Raw genomic sequence first — 21,887 nt, 5'->3', positions numbered from 1 at the left:
CTTCATCCGCACTTCAGCATCAAATTTCACCAACCACCAACCACCAACCACCAACCACCAACCACCAACCACCAACCACCAATCATTCATCGCCACCCGTCATCAGCCCCTCGCCAGCAAATCCACTTGCACCCCATCCTTATTTTGATAATGATATCCATTCTCAATTATCAAGTGATGGATAACCTGATGCGTTTGCCCGTTCTGGCTTTACTCTTTTGCTTCATTTCCGCGTTCAACCTGGCGACCGCCGCTGAAACCTCTGCCAGCTGGCCACGCACGATATCCACTCCGCAAGGGCCGTTCACCTTACAGCAGCCACCGCAGCGCATTGTCTCCACCAGCGTGACGTTGAGCGGCACCTTATTAGCGATTAACGCGCCGCTGATTGGTTCTGGCGCCACCAGTCGCAACAGCAGCGTGTCCGATGCCCAGGCTTCTTTACCCAGTGGGGGGAGATCGCCAAAGCCCGTCACGTTAAGCCGCTGTATGTAAGTCAGCCCAACGCCGAAGCCATCGCGGCCGAATCGCCAGATCTGATTGTCATCGCCGCCACCGGAGGCGATTCCGCGCTGAAACTCTACGATCAGCTGAAAACTATCGCGCCCGTGCTGGTAGTTGATTACGGCGATAAGAGCTGGCAGGCGCTGGCCTTGCAACTGGGGAATATTACTGGGCACGAAACGGAGGCAAAGCAGGCGATCGCGCAGTTTGACCAACGCGTCGAGACACTGCGCAGCAGGATTACACTGCCGCCGCAGCCCACCTCGGCGATTGTCTATTACGAAGATGGGCGCGGCATGAATGTGTGGACACCAGCTTCGGCGCAGGGAGAGTTACTGAAAGCGTTGGGCTTTACGCTGGCGATGCCGCCTGCCAGCCTGCAGGGCAGTACCAGCATGGGCAAACGCAACGACATCATCCAACTCAACGGCGAGACGATGGCCGATGGCGTCACCGGCAATACGCTGTTACTGTTCGCCGCCGATGATAAAACGGTGCCGCAGGTGGCGAAGAATCCCTTCCTCGCACATTTACCCGCTGTGCAGCATCAGGACATTTTTGCCATGGGTAACGATACTTTCCGCCTCGATTACTATAGCGCCAGCAATATGCTCAGCAGTATTGAACGGCAGTTCGTGCACTAATCGGCAGCAATATACTCGGCAGTATCGAACGGCAATTCGTGCACTAAGCAGCGGCTTGCTCAGTGGCCGGTGGTTCATGATGTAGCTGTGCCGTGCGCAAACCGCGTGCGGCCAGCGCGACCAGCAGCACTAAACCCGCGGCCACGCCCCCCAAACCACAGCACACTGTTGAGCGCCGTCAGCATGCGTGCTAATGCACCCAGCCCCAGCGCACCCAGCGAATCGCCAGTCACGTCCTGCGCAGTTCCCAAACTGTTGACTCGGCCCAGCAAAGCGTCCGGCGTATGGTGCTGAATCAGAATGAACTGCAGCAGAGAAGCGATGGCATTGCTGTAGCCATAAGCCACCAATGCCAGCAACGCCGGAATCAGTTGGCTATACAGCCCTAAAGAAGCGATACAGCCAAAGGCGGCCAGTGCGCTAATCAACAACACCAGACCAGGCCGTGACAGCTGACGCACCCATCCGCTGGTGAATGCCCCGATCATCGCACCCAGCGGTACGGCGGAATACATCAGTCCGAGCGCCGAGGCATCAACCTGCCAGGCTTGTGCCAGCGCCGGGAACAGGATGCGCACCGCGCCCACCATACTCAGCAGCAAGCCGACCAGCACCGCGGCACCCACCACGTTGTGCCGACAGACAAATTGAATGCCGCTGGCTAGCGCGCGCAGTGGGTGTTCAGGCTCCTGCTGTTCCGGTTTCATCGCGGGCAGCCGCACCAGGGGGATCAGCGTTGCCAGCGTACCGATGGCGGCCACGGCAAAGGCCCAGCCAACACCGGCCGCCACGATGATCATACCGCCCAGCGCGGGTGACAGGATCGCACCCAGTCGCACGGTTAACATGCTCAGCGCGCCGGCTTCCGCCAGATGCTCGCGTCCCACAATTAACGGAATCACCGCCATCAGTGCCGTCATACCCAGCGCACCAAAAAATCCGTCCCAGAAGGCGAGGAAATAGAGCGCCCACAATGAGGGGGCTGGGCTGAATGCGTTCAGGCTCAGCAGCACAAACCCGATACCACAGGTGCCGCGCGCAAACAGGATCAGTTTGCGGCGATCGTAGCGATCTGCCAGCACCCCGCCGAGCAGCAGGCCGATAAACATGCCGATACCATCCAGCATCACGGCCACGCCGACCTGTAAGGTCGAGCCGGTCATAGCCTGAATCTGGATCGGCACGCCCACTGCCAGCATGCCCAGCGCAAATACGGATAGCATGCGCGCGCAGAAGATAGCGCGAAAGGCGGCATTGTTTTTCAGCAGGCTGAAATCAAGAAAAATTGAAGGCTTAGCCATAAATATCCATTGTTAAAAACGAGCAGGGGCGCACATCAGTGCGCCCACATTAAGTGGCCAAAGGCCGGGTTAAGATCGAGTCTCAGACAGCAACCGGTTGATCAGCGGACCCAGCGCTTTCAGCGAAGTCGCAGACAAAATGTCAGCGTGTTCGCAATCCAGCGGCCAGATTTCCAGATCTGAGACAAACGGTTTCCAGGTGGCGGGCACATCCATGCCAGCAGGCAGGGTTTTCTCTGCCATAAACAGCGTGGCTTTACCGGCATAGCGCGGCGTGCGCGCTTCTGCCAGCCGGGCAACGGCGTCCTTGTAATTGGCGACGATGGTGCTAAACATCGCGGCTTTCTCTGCTCGCAATAGCGGATCGCGCTCATCTTCGGTGGCGGCCATAAACTCGGCCTGTTCGCGTGCCACTTCCTGTTCCGCTTCCTCAGCATCTGGCGTGCGCCAGTCCTGACCTTCAGCTGGGTAAGTATCCAGCAGGCCAAGGAAAGCCACGGTTTCGCCACTGGCCTGCAGACGTGCCGCAATGCCTTGTGCCAGCGTGCCGCCCAGCGAGTAGCCCAGCAGGAAGTAAGGCCCGTGCGGCTGCTGCTCGCGAATCGCGGCCAGATGGCGATCGCACATCGCTTCGACACTGGCACAGGTCGCGATGACGCCCGCAGGACGCGGCGATTGCAGCCCCATAATCGGGAAATCACCGTCGAGATAGTGCAGCAGTGCGCTGTACTGCCAGGCGAAACCCGATGCCGGATGGATGCAGAACAGTGTCGGGCCCTGACCGGCACGCAGTGGTAGCCGTTCCCCGTTGCCGCTGCTGTCGCTGGCATCGCCTGACAACAGCGCCGCCAGTTTCTCCACACTGCGTGCGGCGATGATCTGTCCGACACTTACCGGCTGCGGCACATGACGGCGCAATTCTGCCGCCAGTCGCATCGCCAGCAGTGAATGACCGCCCAGCGCAAAGAAATCATCGTCGGCATACACCTGTTCACAACCGAGCAACTGCTGGAACAGCTCTGCCAGCACCCGTTCATGAGGGGTTTCCGGCATACGGCCCGGCTGCGCGCTGCGTTGTGGCATCGGCAGTGCTTTACGATCCAGTTTGCCGTTGGCGCTGAGGGGCAAATCGTCAAGCAGCAGATAGCTCACCGGTTGCATATGGGCTGGCAGGCGGGTGCTCAACTGCTGTTTAATTTGCTCGATATCCAGTACCACGCCCGGTTGTGCTACCAGCCAGCCGAGTAGCTGACGGTTATCGACGCCCGCCGTTGCCTGCTGTGTCAGGTTGCGCGCGGCCACGACCGCCTGCGCCACACCCGGCAATGCCACCAGCGCCTGCTCAATTTCACCCGGTTCAATACGCTGTCCGCGCATTTTCAGCTGATCGTCGCTGCGGCCTAAATACTCCACGGCGCCATCCTCGCGCCAGCAGGCAATGTCACCGGTACGATACATGCGTTCGCCATCGGCAAACGGGGCGGCAATAAAGCGTTGCGCGGTAAGATCGGCGCGATGCAGATAGCCATCCGCCAGCTGGATGCCGCTGAGATAGAGATCGCCCGGCACGCCAACCGGCACCGGGCGCAGCAGGTTATCGAGGATATGCAGTTGGGTATTCCACACCGGGCGGCCAATCGGCACGCCAGGGCCATTCAACCCGTCGAGCGCGTTGCCGCTGGCGGGTTGCCAGGTGACATCCACAGCTGCTTCGGTCGGGCCGTACAGGTTATGCAGCGGTGCCGCGATCACCTGCTGATAGCTGCGCGCCAGATCGCAGGCCAGCGCCTCACCGCTGCAAAATACACGGCGCAGCGTGGCACAGGCGCGATCGGTATGCGCACTAATATGCCCGACAAAGGCGGCCAGCATTGACGGAACGAAGTGCAGTGTCGTGACCTGATAATCGTCTATCAACTGCCATAGCGTCTGCGGATCGCGATGAGCATCCGGCGGCGCCATCATCAGCTGTGCACCGGTCATCAATGGCCAGAAAAACTCCCATACCGAAACATCAAAGCTGCACGGCGTTTTCTGCAACACCACATCGTCGCTGCGCAGTGGATAGCTGGCCTGCATCCAGCGTAAGCGGTTAACGATGGCGCGCTGATTGACCACCACGCCTTTTGGCTTGCCGGTCGATCCTGAGGTGTATAGCACATAAGCCGGACGCTGTGGATCGGGTTTGGGCAAGGTATGACGCGCCACCGCCTGCTCACTGGCAAGGCGATCGAACATCATCAGGGTGCCAAAGCTTGCAAAACGGCTTTCCAGCGTTGACTCGGTGATCACTACCCACGGACGTGCATCATCGACCATGTACGCCAGACGCTCATCGGGATAGCCAATATCCAGCGGCAACCAGGCCGCGCCCGCCTGCAAGATGGCGGTGAGCGCAATGCTCAGACGAACTGAGCGCGGCAAGGCAACGGCAACGATATCGCCTGGCATCACGCCCGCTTCAATCAGTCGATCGGCCAGCAGCGTAGCCTGGTGCTGCATTTCGCGGTAGCTAAGCTGATGCTCAATATCGCACAGCGCAAGCGCATCCGGTGTGCGCGCGGCCTGCTGGGCGATGGCCTGTTGCAGCGTTTCATTCTCCAGCTGCACACCGGTGTTATTCACCCACTCCAGCAGCGATTGCTCGGCAAGAGTTTGTAAACGCCACTGCGTTAACGGCAGATCCGGTGTGGTCACCAGTTGCTGTAACAGCAGCAATAGGCGTTCAGCCAGACGATCGGCATCGGTGACGCAGGCGCGGTATTCCATTAACAGCGTCAACTGTTCACCTGGCAGCACCAGCAGCGTCAACGGATAATGGGTATAGCCACGGTTGTGGATCGCTTCGCAGCGCACCTGCGCGTTGGCGTCGAGTAAGGTCTGATTGTCAGGATAGTTCTCCACCACCAGCAGGGTATCGAACAGGGTGCCCGCTCCGGCCAGCTGTTGGATTTCTGCCAGCCCGAGGCAATCCTGTTCAATAAGCTGGATCTGCTGATTTTGATGTTCTGCTAACTGTTCCAGCAACGGGCGCTGAGTGTCAAAACGCACGCGCACCGGTAGCGTATTACTGAACAGACCGACATGTTGATCGATGCCCTCAATCTGACCGAAACGCCCGGAAACCGGTGCGCCAAACACCACGTCCTGCTGGCCGCTGGCAATCGACAGCATCATGCCCCACAGGCCTTGCATTACGGTGTTGAGGGTCAAACCGCGTGCGCGGCACAGCGCATACAGTTCGCGTTCCAGTGCGGCATCCAGCGTGATGCGTTTTTCCTCAACGGTGCTGTCGGCGGCGTTGGGATAGAGCAGCGTCGGTCGTACCTCGCGCAGGCATTCCTGCCACTGCTGGCGTGCCTGATGCACATCACGCTGACTGAGCTGGCGCACGATGTCGGCATAATGAGTGCGCTGGGCGGTCAATGGCTGCTGACGCAGCGCGCCGAGCAAATCATTAAGAATCACCGGTGTTGACCAGCCATCCACCACCAGATGATGCGCATTGAGCAGCAGCGTCCAGTACGCTTCATCGCGATGCGGGATCAGCGTGGCCTGCAACATCACCGTTTGCTGGAACAGATCCTGTGACAGCGCCTGTTGTTCAGCGGCTTCCATATCCTCGACTGCCAGTACCTGCAGTGGCCAATGCAGATCGCCTTCCGGCAGCAACTGCAAGGGTTGCAGACTGAGTTCGCTGTCAAAACGCGCAGCCAGCTGCGGATGACGCTGCAACACATGATTCAGCGCCTGCTGCACCGATGCTGCCGACACATCACCGCTCAGGGTCAAACGCGTCAGTGAGTTATAGCTACCCCGCGCGCCGCTGGTCTGTGCGTGGAACAGTAATCCTTTCTGCAATGGCAGCAGCGGCAGTACATGGCTGAAGGCGCCGTGGCGCGCGCGCAGCTGTTGCAGCACGGCATCATCAACACCTTCAAGATTGATCTCCGCTGCCACCCGCGTGTTGGCGGCCTGCTGTGGCTGCTGCTCCGCGAACTGACAAAGTTGCTGTGCACCCAAAACCATTGCCTGATGCAGTTGCTGAATCTGATCGGCATGCAAAACGCCCTCCGCCCAGCTCCAGTTCAGCGCCAGTTGCTGGTCATCCACAAACACGTTGAGTTCCAGTGCATGCTGTAACGGCATGGCATCGTCCTGAATCACCGCAAAAGTGTCGCGGAACTGCTGCGCCGTGCGCTGGGGCGACCAGTGACCGTTGGATTGGGTAAAGCGGCCAAGATAGTTAAACAGCACCTGTGGCGCATGGTCGGCGGCCAGTTTCGCCAGGGTGATGCTGCGGTGGGCATCCAGCCAGCGCAGTTGGCCGTAACCGATACCGCGATCCGGCACGGCACGCAGCGCGGATTTCACCGCGCGCACGCTGTCATTCAGGCCTACCGTGTCTGGCAAAGTGACCAGCACAGGAAACTCCGCCGTCAGCCAGCCTACGGTGCGCGCCAGATCCTGATGATCGTGCAATTCGGCACGACCATGGGACTCCAGCGTCACGCGTTGTAGCAAGCTGCCGTTCATGCTGCGCAGTGCCAGCGAGAGCAGGGTAAGCAGTAACTCTTCGCTGGTAGCGCGGAACTGCTGTGGCAGAATGTTCAGCAAGGCAGAGCTGGTGGCTGCATCCAGCACGGTGCGCTGATGCAAGGCACGCTCGCTGCCGGTTAATGCACGTTCACCCAGCGCAGGCAGCGGCTGTTCCAGCATGCGTTGCCAGAACGGCATTTCGCTGGCGCGTGACGCCAGGTTGGCCAGCAGCGTAGCGGACCAGTCGTGCAGCGAGGTCTCTTCGGCGGGCAAGGTGATGGGCGCACCGCTTAGCAGTGCATCACCGGCCTGTTGCAGTTCATCCAGCAACACGCGCCATGACACGCCATCCACCACCAGATGGTGCAGCGTTAAGACCAGTCCGCAGCTCGCGCCCTGCTGCTGAAGCAGGGTGGCCTGTAGCAACGATCCGGCTGCCGGATCGAGGCGTGCTGCATCGTCACGGAAGGCCAACTCGGCGGCCTGGTCACGCTCTTGCACTTCAATAACACGGCAGCGCGCAGGACGTGCAGGCAGCGCTTCGCCCACCACTAACTGCGTATCACGCGTGAAGGCATCGAGCGCCGGATGCGCGTTGGCGAGCTGTTCAACCAATTGTTCCAGATGCGAAAGTTGCAGCTCTGGTGGCACCGACAGCAGCACGCCGTGAGCGAAGCGCGCGTTGATGCCCGCCTGCGCATGGAACCCGTGCAGAATCGGCAGACCGCCAATCGCGCCCTGTTGTGACACGCGAGATTGCGGGCTGTGTTGTGCCAGCGGGGCGAGATCTTGCGCCATGCGCGCGGCGGTGCGTTCAGCGAAAATATCACGCGGGCGCAGCAGATATCCGGCGCGACGCGCGGCGGTGCTGAGGCCCATCGCCGAGATGCTGTCACCACCGAGTGAGAAGAAGTCATCCTCCGCGCCGACGCTCTCCAGTCCGAGCAGGCTCGCCATCGCCTGACAAATCAACGTTTCCTGCGGGGTGCGCGCAGCACGGCTTTGCATTTGCTGAGCCTGCTGCGGTTTCGGCAGCGCCTGGCGGTCGATTTTGCCATTCACATTCAGCGGCAGATCATCCAGCACCATCAGCACTGCGGGCAGCATGTAGTCGGGCAACTGTGTGCCGAGCTGCGCCAGTAAGCGGGCGCTGATCTGCGGATCGGCGCGCAGGGCATCATCCTGTACCGAGCAGTAGCCAATCAGACGGTGAGTGGCACCCATCACTTCGGCGATCACCACTGCGGTACTGACTTCGGGCAGCGCCACCAGCGCGTTTTCAATTTCACCCAGCTCGACGCGGAAACCGCGCACTTTGATCTGGTGATCAACGCGTCCGATAAACGCCAGCTGACCATCCTGACGCCAGCGCATTACATCGCCGCTGCGATACATCACCTCGCCATCGCGGAAGGGGTTAGCGACAAAGCGGGCGGCCGTCAGATCCGGGCGGCGCAGATAGCCGCGCGCGATGCCTGTTCCTGAAATATAGAGTTCACCGGTGCAGCCAATTGGGAGCGGGCGCAGTTGGCTGTCGAGCAGATAAACCTGGCTGTTGCCCACCGGACGGCCAATCACCGGCTGTGGGGAAGCCAGCACGCTGGCACCAAGAGTATCGATGGTGTACTCAGACGGGCCGTAATAGTTGTGGATTTCCATCTGCTGCTGTTGCTGCATCAGTTTCCACAGCGTCGGCGTGGCGGCTTCACCGCCAATCATGACAAACGCAGGGCGATGGTTTTCCGCCTCCAGTAATCCGCTGTCGATCATTTGAGAGAAAAATGACGGCGTGATGTCCAGCAGATCGACCGGCACCGCGTTCATCTGCTGAATCAAACCCCAGGCATCTCGGCGCAGCTCTTCGTCGAAGATATTCAGCTCGCAGCCCATCAGCATGCAGAACAGCGGTTCCCAGGAGGAGTCGAACGAGAACGACGCCGTATGACCGGCACGCATGCGGCGCGGGCTGCTGGCGTGGAAGCGGTCAATCGCCGGTCCAAACAGATGCTCGCGATGAGACAGGAACAGATTCAGCAGTCCCTGATGCGTGCTCATCACGCCTTTCGGTCGGCCGGTGGAGCCGGAGGTGTAAATCATGTAGGCAAGATCGTCGCCGCACAGTGAGGCGTTCGGTACGCTGGCCGGTTGTGCCGCCAGTTCGCTCTCCAACTGATCGATACACAGCGCAGACAGTGTTGGCATCTGTGCCAGCGTCGTTGAATGAGTCAGCAATAGCGCGGGTTGCGCATCGTCACACATCAGTGCCAGACGTTCGCGCGGATAGTCGAGATCCAGCGGCATATAGGCCGCGCCGCTGGCCAGCACGCCAAAAATGGCGACCAGCGAATCAACCGAGCGCGGAATCCCAATCGCCACCACGTCGTCCGCTCGCAAGCCACGCGCAATCAGCATATGTGCCAGTTGCATGGCGCGATCGGCCAGTTGGCGATAGGTCAGCGACTGTGTGCCGCAGACCACCGCAGTCAGGTCTGCGCTTTGTGCCGTGCGTTGCAGCAGCATATCCACGATAGTGGTCGCGCCCGCTGGCGGGGTGAATTCCGGTCCAGTTGACCAGCGCTGTAAATCCGCCTGCTCGTCCGGAGCAATGATCGCCAGCGTATCCAGAGTAGCCTCGGGTTGTGCAGTGAACTGCGCGAGCAGGTGACGAATGCGATCGGCGTGACGCTGTAACATGTGTGCGTCATGGCGCGCAGGGTTAGCCACCAGTGTTAACTGCAATGCGCCATCGCGGAAGCCCACTTCAAACTCGATATCGTCTACCGGGCCCATGGCTAAGGTGTGGGTTGCCGCCGGAATGCCATCGAATTGCAGATCATCATGGTAGACCTTGACGTTAATCACGGGCCCGTAGAGCTGTTGGCTGCTGCCGACCAAACCCAGATCGCGACGCAGTTGTTCGGCTTCGTAGCGCTGATGACGGCGGGCTTTACGGATTTCCGCCTGTACCTGCTGCACCAGCGTGACGAGATCGGTCTGCTGTGAGATGTCAAAAATCAGCGGCAGCACGTTAACCACCGGCCCCAACGCCGTCAGCGCCGCCGAGCCCATGCGGCGCATAAACGGGAAGCCAATCGACAAGCGCGGGCTGTCGCTCATACGCGCCAGATAAGCCAGCAGCAGGGCACTGACGATATCGCCTTCGCTGCAATCATGGAATGCAGCGTGCTGGCGCAACGCCGCCAACTCGGGGAGCGCTACGTGGCAGCTGATTGGGCGATCGTCGGCATCCGGTACGCTTTCACAGGAGAGCGATAAGGTTTCAGGCAGTTCAGCCGCATAGGTCTGCCAGTGGCTGGCGGAACGGGTAAAGGCCGGGGATGCATGCCACTGCTGGTACTCCTCAATCACTTCGCTAAACGGCGTGAAGGGTGAAGGTGAGGGTTGCTCGCCACGACACAGATCGGCATAGATTGCCGCCACGCGCTGTGCCAGCGCCTCGAAACTAAAGCCATCGACCAGCAGATGGTGATAGCGCTGATACCACCACCAGCTGCCATCACTCACGCGCATTAACACGTGGCGATACAAGGGTTTGTCGCCATCAGCGGCCAGTTCAGCGCGCAGATCGGCCTGCATAAGTTTGTGTGCCTGACCGCTGGCGTCTGCGCGCTGGCTGAAGTCATGCCACTCCGGCAGCACCAGCGCCTGCGTACCAAACCACTGCGCGGGTTCACCGTTATCATCAAGGCCAAAGCGTGCCTGCACCGTATCGGCTTCTGCCATGGTCTGGCGGATGGCGCTGTCCAACGCAGCGCGGTTAATGTCGCCGTGCAGCACGCTGTAGTGCGCCACGGTAAATTGATTGCGCTGCTGCGCAATAGCGTCCGCGATCCAGATGCCGGGCTGAGCCGCCACCAAAGGATACGCAGGTGAATGCGTGATTAACGATGCCAAAGGAATGTTCCCGTCTAAAAAAATCGAAAAAAGGAAAAGTTAAAAAAGCGAAAAATTAATGTGCGCTGGACGACGTCTGTTGCGTCGCTGGTCGCATGTCCTGCCAGTGTGTTTCGATGTATTCAATCGCTGCGGCACGCGGCAGTGGTCCCGCCACGTTTTGCCAGCCCGCAGGCACCTGAGCAAATGCGGGCCACAGGCTGTACTGCTGCCGTGTGTTGATCAGCACCAGAAAATCGAGCGCGTCGTTATCAAACGGATTTTGTTGTTCAGACATGGTGGTTACCTTTTGAGGTTGGGTCAGAGAGAAAATCGGCCAGCAGCCAGCGGCAGCCGTCGATCAAGCCGCCGCGCCAGCACAGCGCGTCATGCCCTCCGGCGTAGCAGCGGAAAACAGTTCATGGCCGGCGGCTTGCAGCGCGGGACGTATTTGTTGATTAACGAACAGCATGTCCTGCTCGCGATCGCCGACTTCCTGGAAAATCTTCAGCTTGCCGACGGGCAGGGCGTTGTCCTGCAAACGCTGCAACAGCAGACCCGGAGCGTGCTGTTCACGGTTGGTGTAATCGCGGATGTATTGCAGGTGCGGCCACCAGAACGAGCCGGATTGCGTGAGGATGCGGCCAAAACGCTGTGGCCAGTGCAGCCCGGCATACAGCGCGGCGAGGCCACCGTAGCTTTGGCCGGCCACCAACGTGCGGCTGCCCTCGTGACTAAACACCGCATGCTGACGCACCAGCGGTAACAATTCCTGTTGCACCGCCAGCCAGAAAGTTTCGTTGCAGGGCAGCTCAACCTCACGATGCTGGCTATCGATCACGTCGATAAATAACCAGCAGGCGGGCGGCAGTTCACCTGCTGCGGTGCTCTGATCGAGGGCGCTAAAAATAGGTTGTCCGTACACCCAGTTTTGCCCATCCAGCAGAATCGCCAGCGGACGCTGCTCCGGCTGCGCGGTTTTTCCGGTGGTGTAAAGCCAGACGTTGCGCGTGACGTTGAGCAGTTCGCTGTGCCACTGCAAAGTTTGCAGCCCATCCGGCCAGGTGTCGGCTAAACCGGCATCCAGCTGTTGCCAGGCGGATTGATCCGGTGCGTTGGGCATATGCGCATTGCTCAGCGCAAAGCGGCGGCTGCTCAGAAACGGAGGTGACGGGTTCAGCATGTCGGGGATCGCCAGCGGCATCAGCGATATCCACCATTTGCGTTGCAGCACCCGGCAGGTCTCATCACTGCCACAGAACAGTGGCGGTAAATGGTCATCCGTTACCGGAATCAGGCTATAGCTGCCGCGCCAGTCGGATTCAATCGAGGTCGACCAATGCCAGACATCGCTGTCGCCCACGCGTGTGAGGGATTCAGGGGCCTGACTGTGATGGTCGGTGACGCCATTTATATCGATATAGACTTTTTAGTAGCAGATAACTCGGAACGACCCTCAGGGTCGCGCCAGAAGAAATGCATGCGCGTTTCACCCTCCGCCTCATGCTCAATCACCGGTGTACCCGCGGTATGAAGCTGTTCCCACCAGCGATGGCTGCCCAGATCGTGCTGCTGCAACCACTGGGCAACTGTTCCAGAGGGCAACCAGATTTGCGTCATTTGTTCTGCGTCACTGAGAAACATTCTGCAATCTCTCTCCACATTTTCTTCAAAGACTTTACATTAATAAACGTAATGCAAATGCTATTGATAACGATTTACATTTGCAATATTATTTTTGCGCCGGATAAATCCCCTATTTTTCAGATGATTATTCTGAGAGTGGTGTTCAAGGGGAATTCAGGGCCGCGTTTTGCGAGAGGAAGTTATATTTCAATCCGTTACAGCTTTCGCCGCTGGGTGAAGGGAGATGGACGGATTATTTCATCGACAAGGCAGTTTGAAATAGAGATGGCAACTATGTCCGTTAAAGCAAAAAATTCAGCAATACCTGCTGTGGCACTTCCGTTCAGATTCTCCCGTCTTCACTTGTCACTGGCCTCAATTCTGCTGGTGGCACCGGCCGCCTTCAGCGTTGCGGCTGAAGAGACCATTACCGTTAATGCGGATACGCGTGAAAGCGTGACATCGCCTCTGCAAGGCTATGTGGCGAAAGAGAGCGCCGCTGGAACCAAAACGTCAACGCCACTGCGTAAAACGCCGCAATCGATTTCGGTGATTACGCGTCAACAGATGGACGACCAGGCCGCGGCGTCGGTTGCCGATGCGCTGAGCTACACCAGCGGTGTATTGACCAACTATCGCGGCAACTCGAACCGTAACGATGAAATCATCGCGCGCGGATTCCGCTATGCGCCAAAATTCCTCGATGGACTGAGCTACGGCTTATCCGGCCAGGCGGGCGCGGCAGGGCAGATCGATCCCTGGTTACTGGAACGCGTGGAGATGATTCACGGTCCTGCTTCGGTGTTGTACGGGCAGGTCAACCCCGGTGGATTAATCGCGATGACCAGCAAACGTCCTACGGCGCAGAGCATCAATAAAGTGCAGCTCAGCACCGGTAATCAACACCTGGGCGAAGCGGCGTTTGATTTCGGCGGCAAACTGAATGATGACAACACGCTGTTTTATCGCCTGAACGGCGTAGCCAGCACCAAACATGAGTTCGTAAAAGATAACAAACAGCAGCGCATGGCGATTGCTCCAGCGCTGACGTGGCTGCCCAACGCGGACACCAGCTTCACCTTGCTGACCATGTATCAGAACGAGCCAAAAGCCGGATACCGTAACTTCCTGCCGGCCAACGGCACGCTGTTTAACACCAGCGCGGGGTATATTCCTTACGATTTCAACGTCAGCGATCCGAGCTTTAACGAAGCCAAGCGTGAGCAGACTTCAGTTGGCTATATCTTCGAGCACAACTTCAACGACAACATCAGCTTCACGCAGAATATGCGTTACAGCAACATGGATGAGTCGTACAAATATCTGGTGTACACCTTTGATGCAGATAACGATCACTCGATCAATCGTCGTCCGCAGCATGACAAAATCAAGTCCAAAGAACTGGGCATTGATAACCAGGTTAAAGCCACTTTCGATACGGGCAACGTTGAGCATACCGTGTTGGGTGGGCTGGATTACAAATGGAGCGATGTCGATAACAAACTGTGGCGCGACAGTGGTGACCAGTACATTCTCGATTGGGCGAACCCGACCAGCATCTCGATCAACGAGAGCGATCTGGCGTTAAACACCAGCACGCGCAAAAAGCTCGATCAGGTTGGCGTGTATTTGCAGGATCAGCTGGAGTGGAATAAGTGGAACCTGCTGTTGTCCGGGCGTCAGGATTGGGCAGAAGTGCGCACGCAGGATCGCATTGAGAACACCACCACGCAGCAGAATGACAGCAAATTCACCGGTCGTGCGGGCCTGTTGTACGCCTTCGATAATGGCTGTCGCCGTATGTGAGTTACAGCACCTCGTTCGAGCCGAACCTGAGCACTGGCGCACCTGGCAGCGATCCGTTCGCGCCGACCACCGGCGAGCAGACGGAAATCGGTATTAAGTATCAGCCTGTAGGTTGGGATGCGGTGTTCACGGTGTCCGCGTTTGATATCACGCAGAAAACATCACCTCTTACAACAGTGAGCTGGGCTACAACGAGCAGATCGGTAAGGTGAAGTCCAAAGGCATCGAAACCGAAGCGCATGCGCAGATCACGCCGGAAATCAAAGTGATGGCGGCTTATACCTTTACCGATGCTGAAACCAAGGAGAGCAACACCGCTGCGCAGGTGGGGAAAACCCCTTCCAGCATTCCACGTCATGCCGCATCAGCTTGGGGTAGCTACAGCTTCCTCGACGGTGCATTGAGCGGTCTGACACTCGGCAGCGGCGTGCGTTACACCGGCACCGCATGGGCGGACTCCATCGGTCAGGATAAGGTGCCGCACTACACGTTGTATGACGTGATGGCGAAGTATGAACTCGGAGAAGCAGCGAATTCATTGCGCGGCACCACGCTGCAGTTGAACGTGAACAACGTGGCTGACAAGCATTACGTTGCTTCGTGCAGCAACACCAGCGCCTGTTTCTACGGCAGCGGTCGTTCGATTGTGGCGTCTGTTAGCTACAGCTGGTAACCCTAAAAAGTCGGGGCGTCTCTCAGGACGCCCTTTTAGCGCATCTTCACGTTTGCATTCCGTGCTGCAATTCATCAGAAGAAACATTTCGCGGCAGGTTTTCGGAAAATACTGGATTTCTGTGACTGTCATCACTCCGCGAGGCACGCTAAAATGACGTCATCACTTTTAGAAAAAGGTCTTTCGTCACGATGTTTTCGCGTTTCACTCTAGCCGCTCTGACGGCCGCATTAATGCTCACCGGCTGCGCACGCCATGCCGCAGACAGCAGCGCTACCGCGCAAGCTGAAGCGCCAGCCGCTGCCCCGATCGAGAATAACAACATCCCTTCCCAGTTTGAGAGCGGCCCCACAGTGATCAACGTTTCACATATGATCACGCGCACCGACGACGGTTCTTCCGTCTATCTGACGGTCGATGGCCAGGATGCGGGCCTGCTGCAGAAGGGTGAGAACAAAGAGATTCGTGTTGCTGAGGGGAAACACCAGATCGGCGGCTACGTGCAAACGCTGTTTGGTTTTGGCAAGGTGACCATTGCATCAGTTGATATCACCACCGACACTAAAGGCCCAAAAAATGTGGTCTATTCTGTGACGCGCCAGAAACCTACTTTCAGTGAATCGCAGGCTGCTGCACCTAACAACTCCTGATTCTTGTAGGCGGTGCTGACTTCAGGCCAGCACCGCTTATCGTTAATGGCGACTGAATACCAGCTTCAACCCCGCAACAGCAAAACAGCAGGCCAGCAGCGCATCCAGCCCGCGGCGAATGCGGCGATAAAATGCCGCCATCATCGCCGTAGAGAACAGCACCGCGTAGCCGCAAAACACCAGCACGCAGATCGTGGCACAACCGGCGATGATCATGGGCAAGGTGGATGCTGCGGCATCCGGTTTCAGTGCCACCGACATGATCGCCACCCACGTCAGGATCGCCTTAGGGTTGCCAACGTGCATCAAAATGCCCTGACGGAATAGCTTAGCAAATGCGACCTTGTCGCCGCTGGCCATGAATTCGTTGGCATCCGGACGGCGTAAAGCGGATTTACCCGCTTTGAACGCCAGCCACAACAGATACAACCCGCCGCCAATTTTCAACACAATCAACAGTTGCGCAAAAGTCGCCAGTACGGTTAACACGCCGCAGGCGGCCAGAAACGCCCACATCATCGAACCGCTAATCACTCCACTGGCTAGCGCCAGGGCAGCACCGCGCCCCTTTTTCATCGCCGTGCCCATAATCGCCATATTGCTTGGGCCTGGGCTGGCGGTGGCAACAAAATAGGTGGTGTAGATCAGAATCAGTTCGTGTGAAAGCGCCATGTTGTCCTCTGCGATGGGATTGTCCTGCTCCTGTTATAACGCCCGCATCGCAGAATTTCCATGCAGAATAATGCATTAAGAGGGCACCGCTTTGGCGTAGCTGCGGCTCTTCACTTTATAGAGGGTGAAGATGATCGAAAGCGAGGCAATCACCACCAGAATTAATCCGGGACCAATCAACGAGCCAAAGCCCAGCGCGTTAAAGATCAGCAAGCCAACAATGCCGCCGGTGAGGAAGGAGAAAATCGTCACCAGATGGGTATTGAGCTGTTGCTTAAAGGCACGAATATTTTTCGACGGATCGCGGCGTAATAATGCGACGAACACCGAACCAATAGAGATTCCTGCATCTGTTAGCGTGCCGGTAATATGGGTTGAACGTACGCGACCGTTGGAAAGTTGCGTCGAGGTAGAGTTATGCACGCCCATTAAAAAGGCTAACAATAACAATATTTCACCGTTGTTATTCGAGGAGAAATAATAGATTTCGAACAACGAGGTCAAAATTAACAGTGCCCCTTCAGCCAGGAGAATGCAGCTGAAAATGGTGCGCAGTCCGTTAATCACGCCAAGTACGACCGATATCCGCGCCACTACCGCACCCGTGACAAACGCCCCGATCATGGCAATAAAGATCTTAAGATTGCGGATGTCCAGATCATTCAAATCACTGGATATTTGTGCAATGTTGCCGGACATGTGAGAGGGAAAAAAGCCAAATGCGGCTAAGGCCATGGCGTTTAACAAGCCCGCCGACGTAGCCAGGCACAGGGCGAGATTACGATCTTCAACGTGTGTTCTGGTTCGCTTCAGTTTTATCAGCATAATTCACCCTTGCTCATTGAGAGTATTGTGATAACGCAATGCGTCAAATCTGGTGTTCGCCAATCATTAAGTGAAGCACAAATATCTTAAGAGGATCTTAATAACTTTCAGATATAGATGAATCTTATTATGGGTGTAAAGATATCTAAGGAAGATTGCCAGATAGACTTTCTCTGTTTACTTTTTCCCGTTGCCATTAAGCTTTCAGGGAAAACCTCATCATGACATTACGTGGTGCTCAACCAGGGCAGCGACGTGCGCTGTTGCTGGTCAATCGTCGTGCGCGACGTGGCGCACAATGGGCGCAACAGGCCTATCAACAGCTGGCATCCGAGGGCTTTACGCTCATCGTCCCGCATGACGATGACGCTCGCAGTTACAGTGAATTGATACTGGCGCATCAGCATGAGGTGGATATGGTGATTGTGGGCGGTGGTGACGGCACGCTGAATGCGGCCGCGCAGGGGTTAATGCAGTGCCATTTGCCGCTTGGCATCTTGCCACTCGGCACGGCCAATGATTTTGCCCGCACGCTGGCGATTCCCTTCAATCTGGATGCTGCGATCAACATCATTGTGGCGGGTCATACGCGTCGCATCGATTTGGGTGAGGTTAATGGCCACCTGTTTTTAAATGTCTCTAGCGTTGGTTTCTCCGCCAGCCTGGCGCGAAACCTCACGGCTGCCGCAAAGAAAAGTGGGGTACGGCGGGTTATGCACTCGCCGCACTGCGCCTGCTGCGCCAAAGTCGACCGTTCAGTGCCATGCTGCATCATGATGGCCAACAGGAAGCGATAAAAACGGTGCAGTTTTCGGTGGGCAACGGGCGCTTTTATGGCGGCGGGATGACCATCGAGAAAGATGCCGCGCCAGATGATGGTCGGTTGGATGCTTACAGCCTTGAAGTGCGCCACTGGTGGCAAATTCTGGCGCTGTTTCCTTCCTTGCGTCGCGGTACGCATGGGCGCTGGGGCAGTGTACGTACCTTAAGCGGGACTGAATTTAGCCTGCATACACGCCGTCCGCATGACATTAATGCCGATGGAGAAATCATTGGTCGTACGCCAGCACACTATCGCTTAATTGACGGAGCCATCACGGTCCTGGCACCGCATAACGATTGAGCACCGCATCGAAACAGACATCAGCCGCGCTAAGCCGCCTCTTGCAATTAGTCTGAATCTCTTATTCAGACTTTAAATATTTGAAATCCGCATTTACCCTTTTATCGGCCGATGAACCGTTGTTAACACGATGAAAACTCGCGTGCCTTCTTAGAGAAACCAGGATAAATAGCGCAGTGGACAGGTCCAAAGTGCATGAATTAAGTACAGCATTATAATATTTACGTATGTTGATTGGTCTTATTCCAATCTTTACATTGTCACGTATATTCCTTTACGTGGAACGCTCACCATGAATTTTCGCACTGACATTAATGGGCTCCGGGCCTATGCAGTGATGTTGGTTATCCTGTTCCACTTCGGTTTTTCCAGCGTCAGCGGCGGCTTTCTTGGCGTGGATGTGTTTTTTGTCATCTCAGGATATCTGATGACCGGCATTATTCTTTCGCGTATCAAGAAGCGTAATTTTTCGCTACTGGCGTTTTATGCAGCGCGGTGCCGACGGATTATTCCGCCATTAATGGTGCTGTGTGCCATATTAATGCTGGTCGGTTATTTCCTGATGCCGCCGGATGAATATCAAAGAATGGCAGAGCATGCCATATCCAGTCTCAGCTTTATTTCTAATGTGGTTTATTTTAAGCAGGGTGGCTATTTTGACACGGGTTCCGTTTATAAATGGCTGCTGCATACCTGGTCTCTCAGCGTCGAGTGGCAATTCTATTTGCTGTTACCGCTGGCGTTGATGTTCACGGCGCGTTTCTTGCGTCAGCAATTTGCCTGGGCGATGGGGATCGCTGCGCTGCTGTCATTCGGGTTGGTGTTGGTGATGGTGGCCACCGACTTTCATCTCACGGCAACTTATTACCTGTTACCCACACGTGCCTGGGAGATGCTGGCGGGTGGGTGGGTGTATTTGGCCCCTAAAACAGCCATGAGTGGCCAACGTTGGGTTCCGCCGCTGGGCATCTTAGGGCTGATTCTCTGTGCGCTGTGGTTCGATGAAAGTACCGCGTGGCCGGGCATGATGACGCTGATCCCCGTGATGCTGACAGCGCTGATCATCCATGCCGACGTGCAGGATAGCCCGTGGATGGCTAACCGAATGGTGCAGCACATCGGCAAAACGTCGTATTCAATCTACCTGTGGCACTGGCCGCTGTGGGTATTTTGGCATCTGGCCGATTGGCCGATTACCCTCGTTAGCCAGCTATCGCTGATTGTGCTGTCGCTCGCAGCGGGTTGGGCGTCCTATGTTCTGGTAGAAAACAAGCAGGGCTGGCTGAGCGGGAAAACCTATGTGACGCTGGGACAATCGGCACTGGTGCTGCTGGTGGGTGTGCTGATTGTGACCAAAGCGGGTTTTCCCTCCCGCGCACCGCAGGTGGTTGCCACCATCAAACAGTATTCACAGGAACGCTTTGTTCTCGGTGAAAACTGCTTCGTGTTCAGTGGAACGACTTCACCGCAGTGCGTTTTTGGTCACGCCAGTCCAGTCAATCTGGTGGTGTTGGGCGATAGCCACGCCGCCGCGATGTTGTCTTCCATTCTAGGGAGTGCAAATCAGGGCGATTCCGTGGTGTTTATCGCGCAGTCAGGATGTCCATCCGTGCCGGATATCCAACGCAGCGCCAGTCCTGATTGCGGCCTTTTGTGAAGAATGCGATAACTGATATAGAACGCAAATACCCTCAAGCATCGGTGTTGATTATCAATCGTTTGTCATTCTATCTGCACGGCGATTACGGCAGCGGTAGCAGTACGCCCAATTACAGTTTCAAGCAGGACGGCAGTTCAATCGCTGCCTATCAACAGCATTTTGGCGCGGCAGTCAAACAGCTCGCCAGCCATCGCCGGGTATTTATCATGACGCCGGTGCCGGAATTTGGTTACGACGTTATTTATCGTATGTCGCGTGATGCCATGCGCGGCAAAGCGCTGGCCGTCCAGCAAACGCGCGCTGACTATCAAGCTCGTCATCAGGATACGCTGACGATGCTCAACAGCATTGCCGCCATGTCATCCAATGTCACTTTGCTCGATGCCGCACAGGGGCTATGTGACAGCCACTTCTGCTATGGCGCGAAAGACAATGTGCCGCTGTATCGCGACGATAATCATCTTTCTGAAGTGGGAAATAAAAACCTCAGCGACGTGTTTGCGGGTATGTGGAAGACGATTGATAGCATTTAGCACTGGCTAAAATATGGCTTATTAGCATTCATGATATTGGGGTGATATACCCCAGCCACACTTTGAGGGGAGAATTGAGAGCAGCTTCTCACCATGTTGAAACATGCCGTAATCGGGTGATGATTTTCTGGAGCAGGCTCAGGAAGTTAACCATTAAGAGTTAAGGCGTGATGACGATATAATTATAGATTGTAATATATACCTCCTTGTATAGACTATAATCTATAGGGATGTATTGTGTGGAATGTTGAGACTACAGATTCTTTTGCCACATGGCTTAATGAACAAGATAGGGCGATGCAACTTGATGTTCTGGCTGCTTTAAATCTGCTTAAACAAACTGGCCCCCATCTGGGGCGGCCCTATGTCGACACGGTCTACGGCTCAAGGATAACGAATATGAAAGAGCTAAGGACACAAAGCAATGGCAGGTCAATTAGATCATTCTTCGTCTTTGACCCAAAGCGTAAAGCTATAGTGCTTTGCGCTGGAAATAAAGAGGGGATGGATGAGAGAAAGTTCTACAAGACGATGATCCGTAAAGCTGAAAAAGAGTTTCAGAAACATTTAACTCAGCTTAAAAAGGGCTAAATATGAAAACGTTAGACGATTTGATGTCGGGCTTAACGCCGGAAGAAGTGAAGCAGGTAAATGAGAAAGTTGCTGCGATGCGTTTGGATTCACAACTGTATAAGTTGCGAGAATCACTGGCTAAAACCCAAAAACAACAAGCAGAAGCAATGGGGATCGCGCAGCCTTCAGTTGCTGCTATTGAAGCGCGCGGCGAGGACCTTAAAATTGCAACGCTGAAGCGTTATGTAGAGGCGCTGGGTGGTCAGTTGACAATAGGCGTCAATATGCCAGGTGGCGTACATGTTGATTTTACACTTTAAGGTATTTAACAGAATGTGGGCGTTTGGGCCTCGTTAGTGTAGTAAAAGGAATTCACCAATGCTGCCCAGTTGGCTTAAGCAAACTAATAGATTTCTAACGCTTCGCTTTCACTGCCGCTAATATCGAAAATGTCATTAATATTTCATTTTCCTTATATCTAATACTCAAAAACCATATAAAAAGCTGTGCTGATTTTTAGTGCCAAATTTTACTGCAATATATTGCCTATCCTAAAAGCTTTACTGAGATTTAACGCCCTTAGTTCCCATCATATCATCACGCCACGCTTTAAAACGTCATTAATAAGTGGAATCAATATTCCACGGATGTTGCTATTAATCTGAATTAATAAAAAACCCTTCACTATTTTTATCCAAACGGTCAAAGTAACGACCAAATATAACTAATACTTATGCTCATAAATGAATCTGAAGGGATGCCACTCCTCATGATAAACTTACAAATATATACACGCGACATGCATAAGGACGTCATTTGGCTTAATGAAATGGATTGATTAACAATTTTAACGATATCGACAAA

Annotated in this window: 11 protein-coding genes and 4 pseudogenes; 8 read left to right on the top strand and 7 right to left on the bottom strand. The window is 55.7% G+C overall.

The features are described from left to right. The first annotated feature begins 189 nt into the window (after positions 1–189). A pseudogene (gene fepB / locus HA45_RS13575) lies at positions 190–1,148 on the top strand (Fe2+-enterobactin ABC transporter substrate-binding protein). 43 nt (positions 1,149–1,191) lie between these two features. On the opposite strand, the pseudogene entS reads toward fepB, so the two are convergent. From entS to HA45_RS29070, 5 genes and pseudogenes are all read right to left on the bottom strand, one after another. Next, positions 1,192–2,449: pseudogene (gene entS, locus HA45_RS13570) on the bottom strand (enterobactin transporter EntS). A gap of 69 nt (positions 2,450–2,518) precedes the next feature. Beyond that, on the bottom strand, positions 2,519–10,903 hold the full coding sequence (locus tag HA45_RS13565; protein WP_100703139.1) for a non-ribosomal peptide synthetase: 8,385 nt from the start codon (positions 10,901–10,903) through the stop codon (positions 2,519–2,521). Between the two features lie 55 nt (positions 10,904–10,958). Further along, entirely contained in the window at positions 10,959–11,180 is a 222-nt protein-coding gene (locus tag HA45_RS13560; protein ID WP_100703140.1) for an MbtH family protein, read from the bottom strand. Positions 11,181–11,243: 63 nt separating this feature from the next. After that, positions 11,244–12,296, bottom strand: coding sequence for an enterochelin esterase (gene fes / locus HA45_RS13555; RefSeq protein WP_366557344.1), 1,053 nt, complete (start codon positions 12,294–12,296; stop codon positions 11,244–11,246). Next, entirely contained in the window at positions 12,293–12,526 is a 234-nt protein-coding gene (locus HA45_RS29070; protein WP_366557343.1) for a hypothetical protein, read from the bottom strand. Before HA45_RS29070 ends, fes begins: the two co-directional genes overlap by 4 nt. Positions 12,527–12,802: 276 nt before the next feature. On the opposite strand from HA45_RS29070, the pseudogene HA45_RS13550 reads away from it, so the two are divergent. Then, positions 12,803–14,987: pseudogene (locus HA45_RS13550) on the top strand (TonB-dependent siderophore receptor). Between the two features lie 191 nt (positions 14,988–15,178). Next, on the top strand, positions 15,179–15,637 hold the full coding sequence (locus HA45_RS13545) for a hypothetical protein (protein WP_100703143.1): 459 nt from the start codon (positions 15,179–15,181) through the stop codon (positions 15,635–15,637). 42 nt (positions 15,638–15,679) lie between these two features. Here the strand turns inward: HA45_RS13545 and HA45_RS13540 are convergent, their stop codons facing one another. Both HA45_RS13540 and HA45_RS13535 read right to left on the bottom strand, forming a co-directional pair. Further along, positions 15,680–16,309 carry a LysE family translocator gene (locus HA45_RS13540; RefSeq protein WP_100703144.1) on the bottom strand — a complete coding sequence of 210 codons (630 nt, stop codon included), beginning with the start codon at positions 16,307–16,309 and terminating at the stop codon, positions 15,680–15,682. A 75-nt stretch (positions 16,310–16,384) separates the two neighbouring features. Then, positions 16,385–17,134, bottom strand: coding sequence for a YoaK family protein (locus tag HA45_RS13535; protein ID WP_100703145.1), 750 nt, complete (start codon positions 17,132–17,134; stop codon positions 16,385–16,387). 221 nt (positions 17,135–17,355) lie between these two features. Here HA45_RS13535 and HA45_RS13530 point away from each other — a divergent pair. The 5 genes and pseudogenes from HA45_RS13530 to HA45_RS13515 all read left to right on the top strand — a co-directional run bounded on the left by HA45_RS13530 (position 17,356) and on the right by HA45_RS13515 (position 21,343). Beyond that, positions 17,356–18,257, top strand: a pseudogene (locus HA45_RS13530) (lipid kinase). Between the two features lie 292 nt (positions 18,258–18,549). Continuing rightward, positions 18,550–19,914, top strand: a complete 1,365-nt coding sequence (locus HA45_RS13525) for an acyltransferase family protein (protein WP_280174517.1) — start codon at positions 18,550–18,552, stop codon at positions 19,912–19,914. Between the two features lie 47 nt (positions 19,915–19,961). Continuing rightward, complete coding sequence (locus tag HA45_RS28680) at positions 19,962–20,450, top strand: SGNH hydrolase domain-containing protein (RefSeq protein ID WP_280174516.1); 489 nt, start codon at positions 19,962–19,964, stop codon at positions 20,448–20,450. Between the two features lie 237 nt (positions 20,451–20,687). Next, on the top strand, positions 20,688–21,041 hold the full coding sequence (locus tag HA45_RS13520; RefSeq protein ID WP_100703148.1) for a type II toxin-antitoxin system RelE/ParE family toxin: 354 nt from the start codon (positions 20,688–20,690) through the stop codon (positions 21,039–21,041). A gap of 2 nt (positions 21,042–21,043) precedes the next feature. Next, a complete protein-coding gene (locus HA45_RS13515; RefSeq protein ID WP_100703149.1) occupies positions 21,044–21,343 on the top strand; it encodes a helix-turn-helix domain-containing protein in 300 nt (99 codons plus the stop codon). Positions 21,344–21,887 lie beyond the last annotated feature (544 nt).

It is taken from the genome of Pantoea rodasii, from assembly GCF_002095465.1.
GTDB classification, from domain to species: Bacteria; Pseudomonadota; Gammaproteobacteria; order Enterobacterales; family Enterobacteriaceae; genus Pantoea; species Pantoea rodasii.
This window is presented reverse-complemented; position numbering and strand designations above follow the sequence as displayed.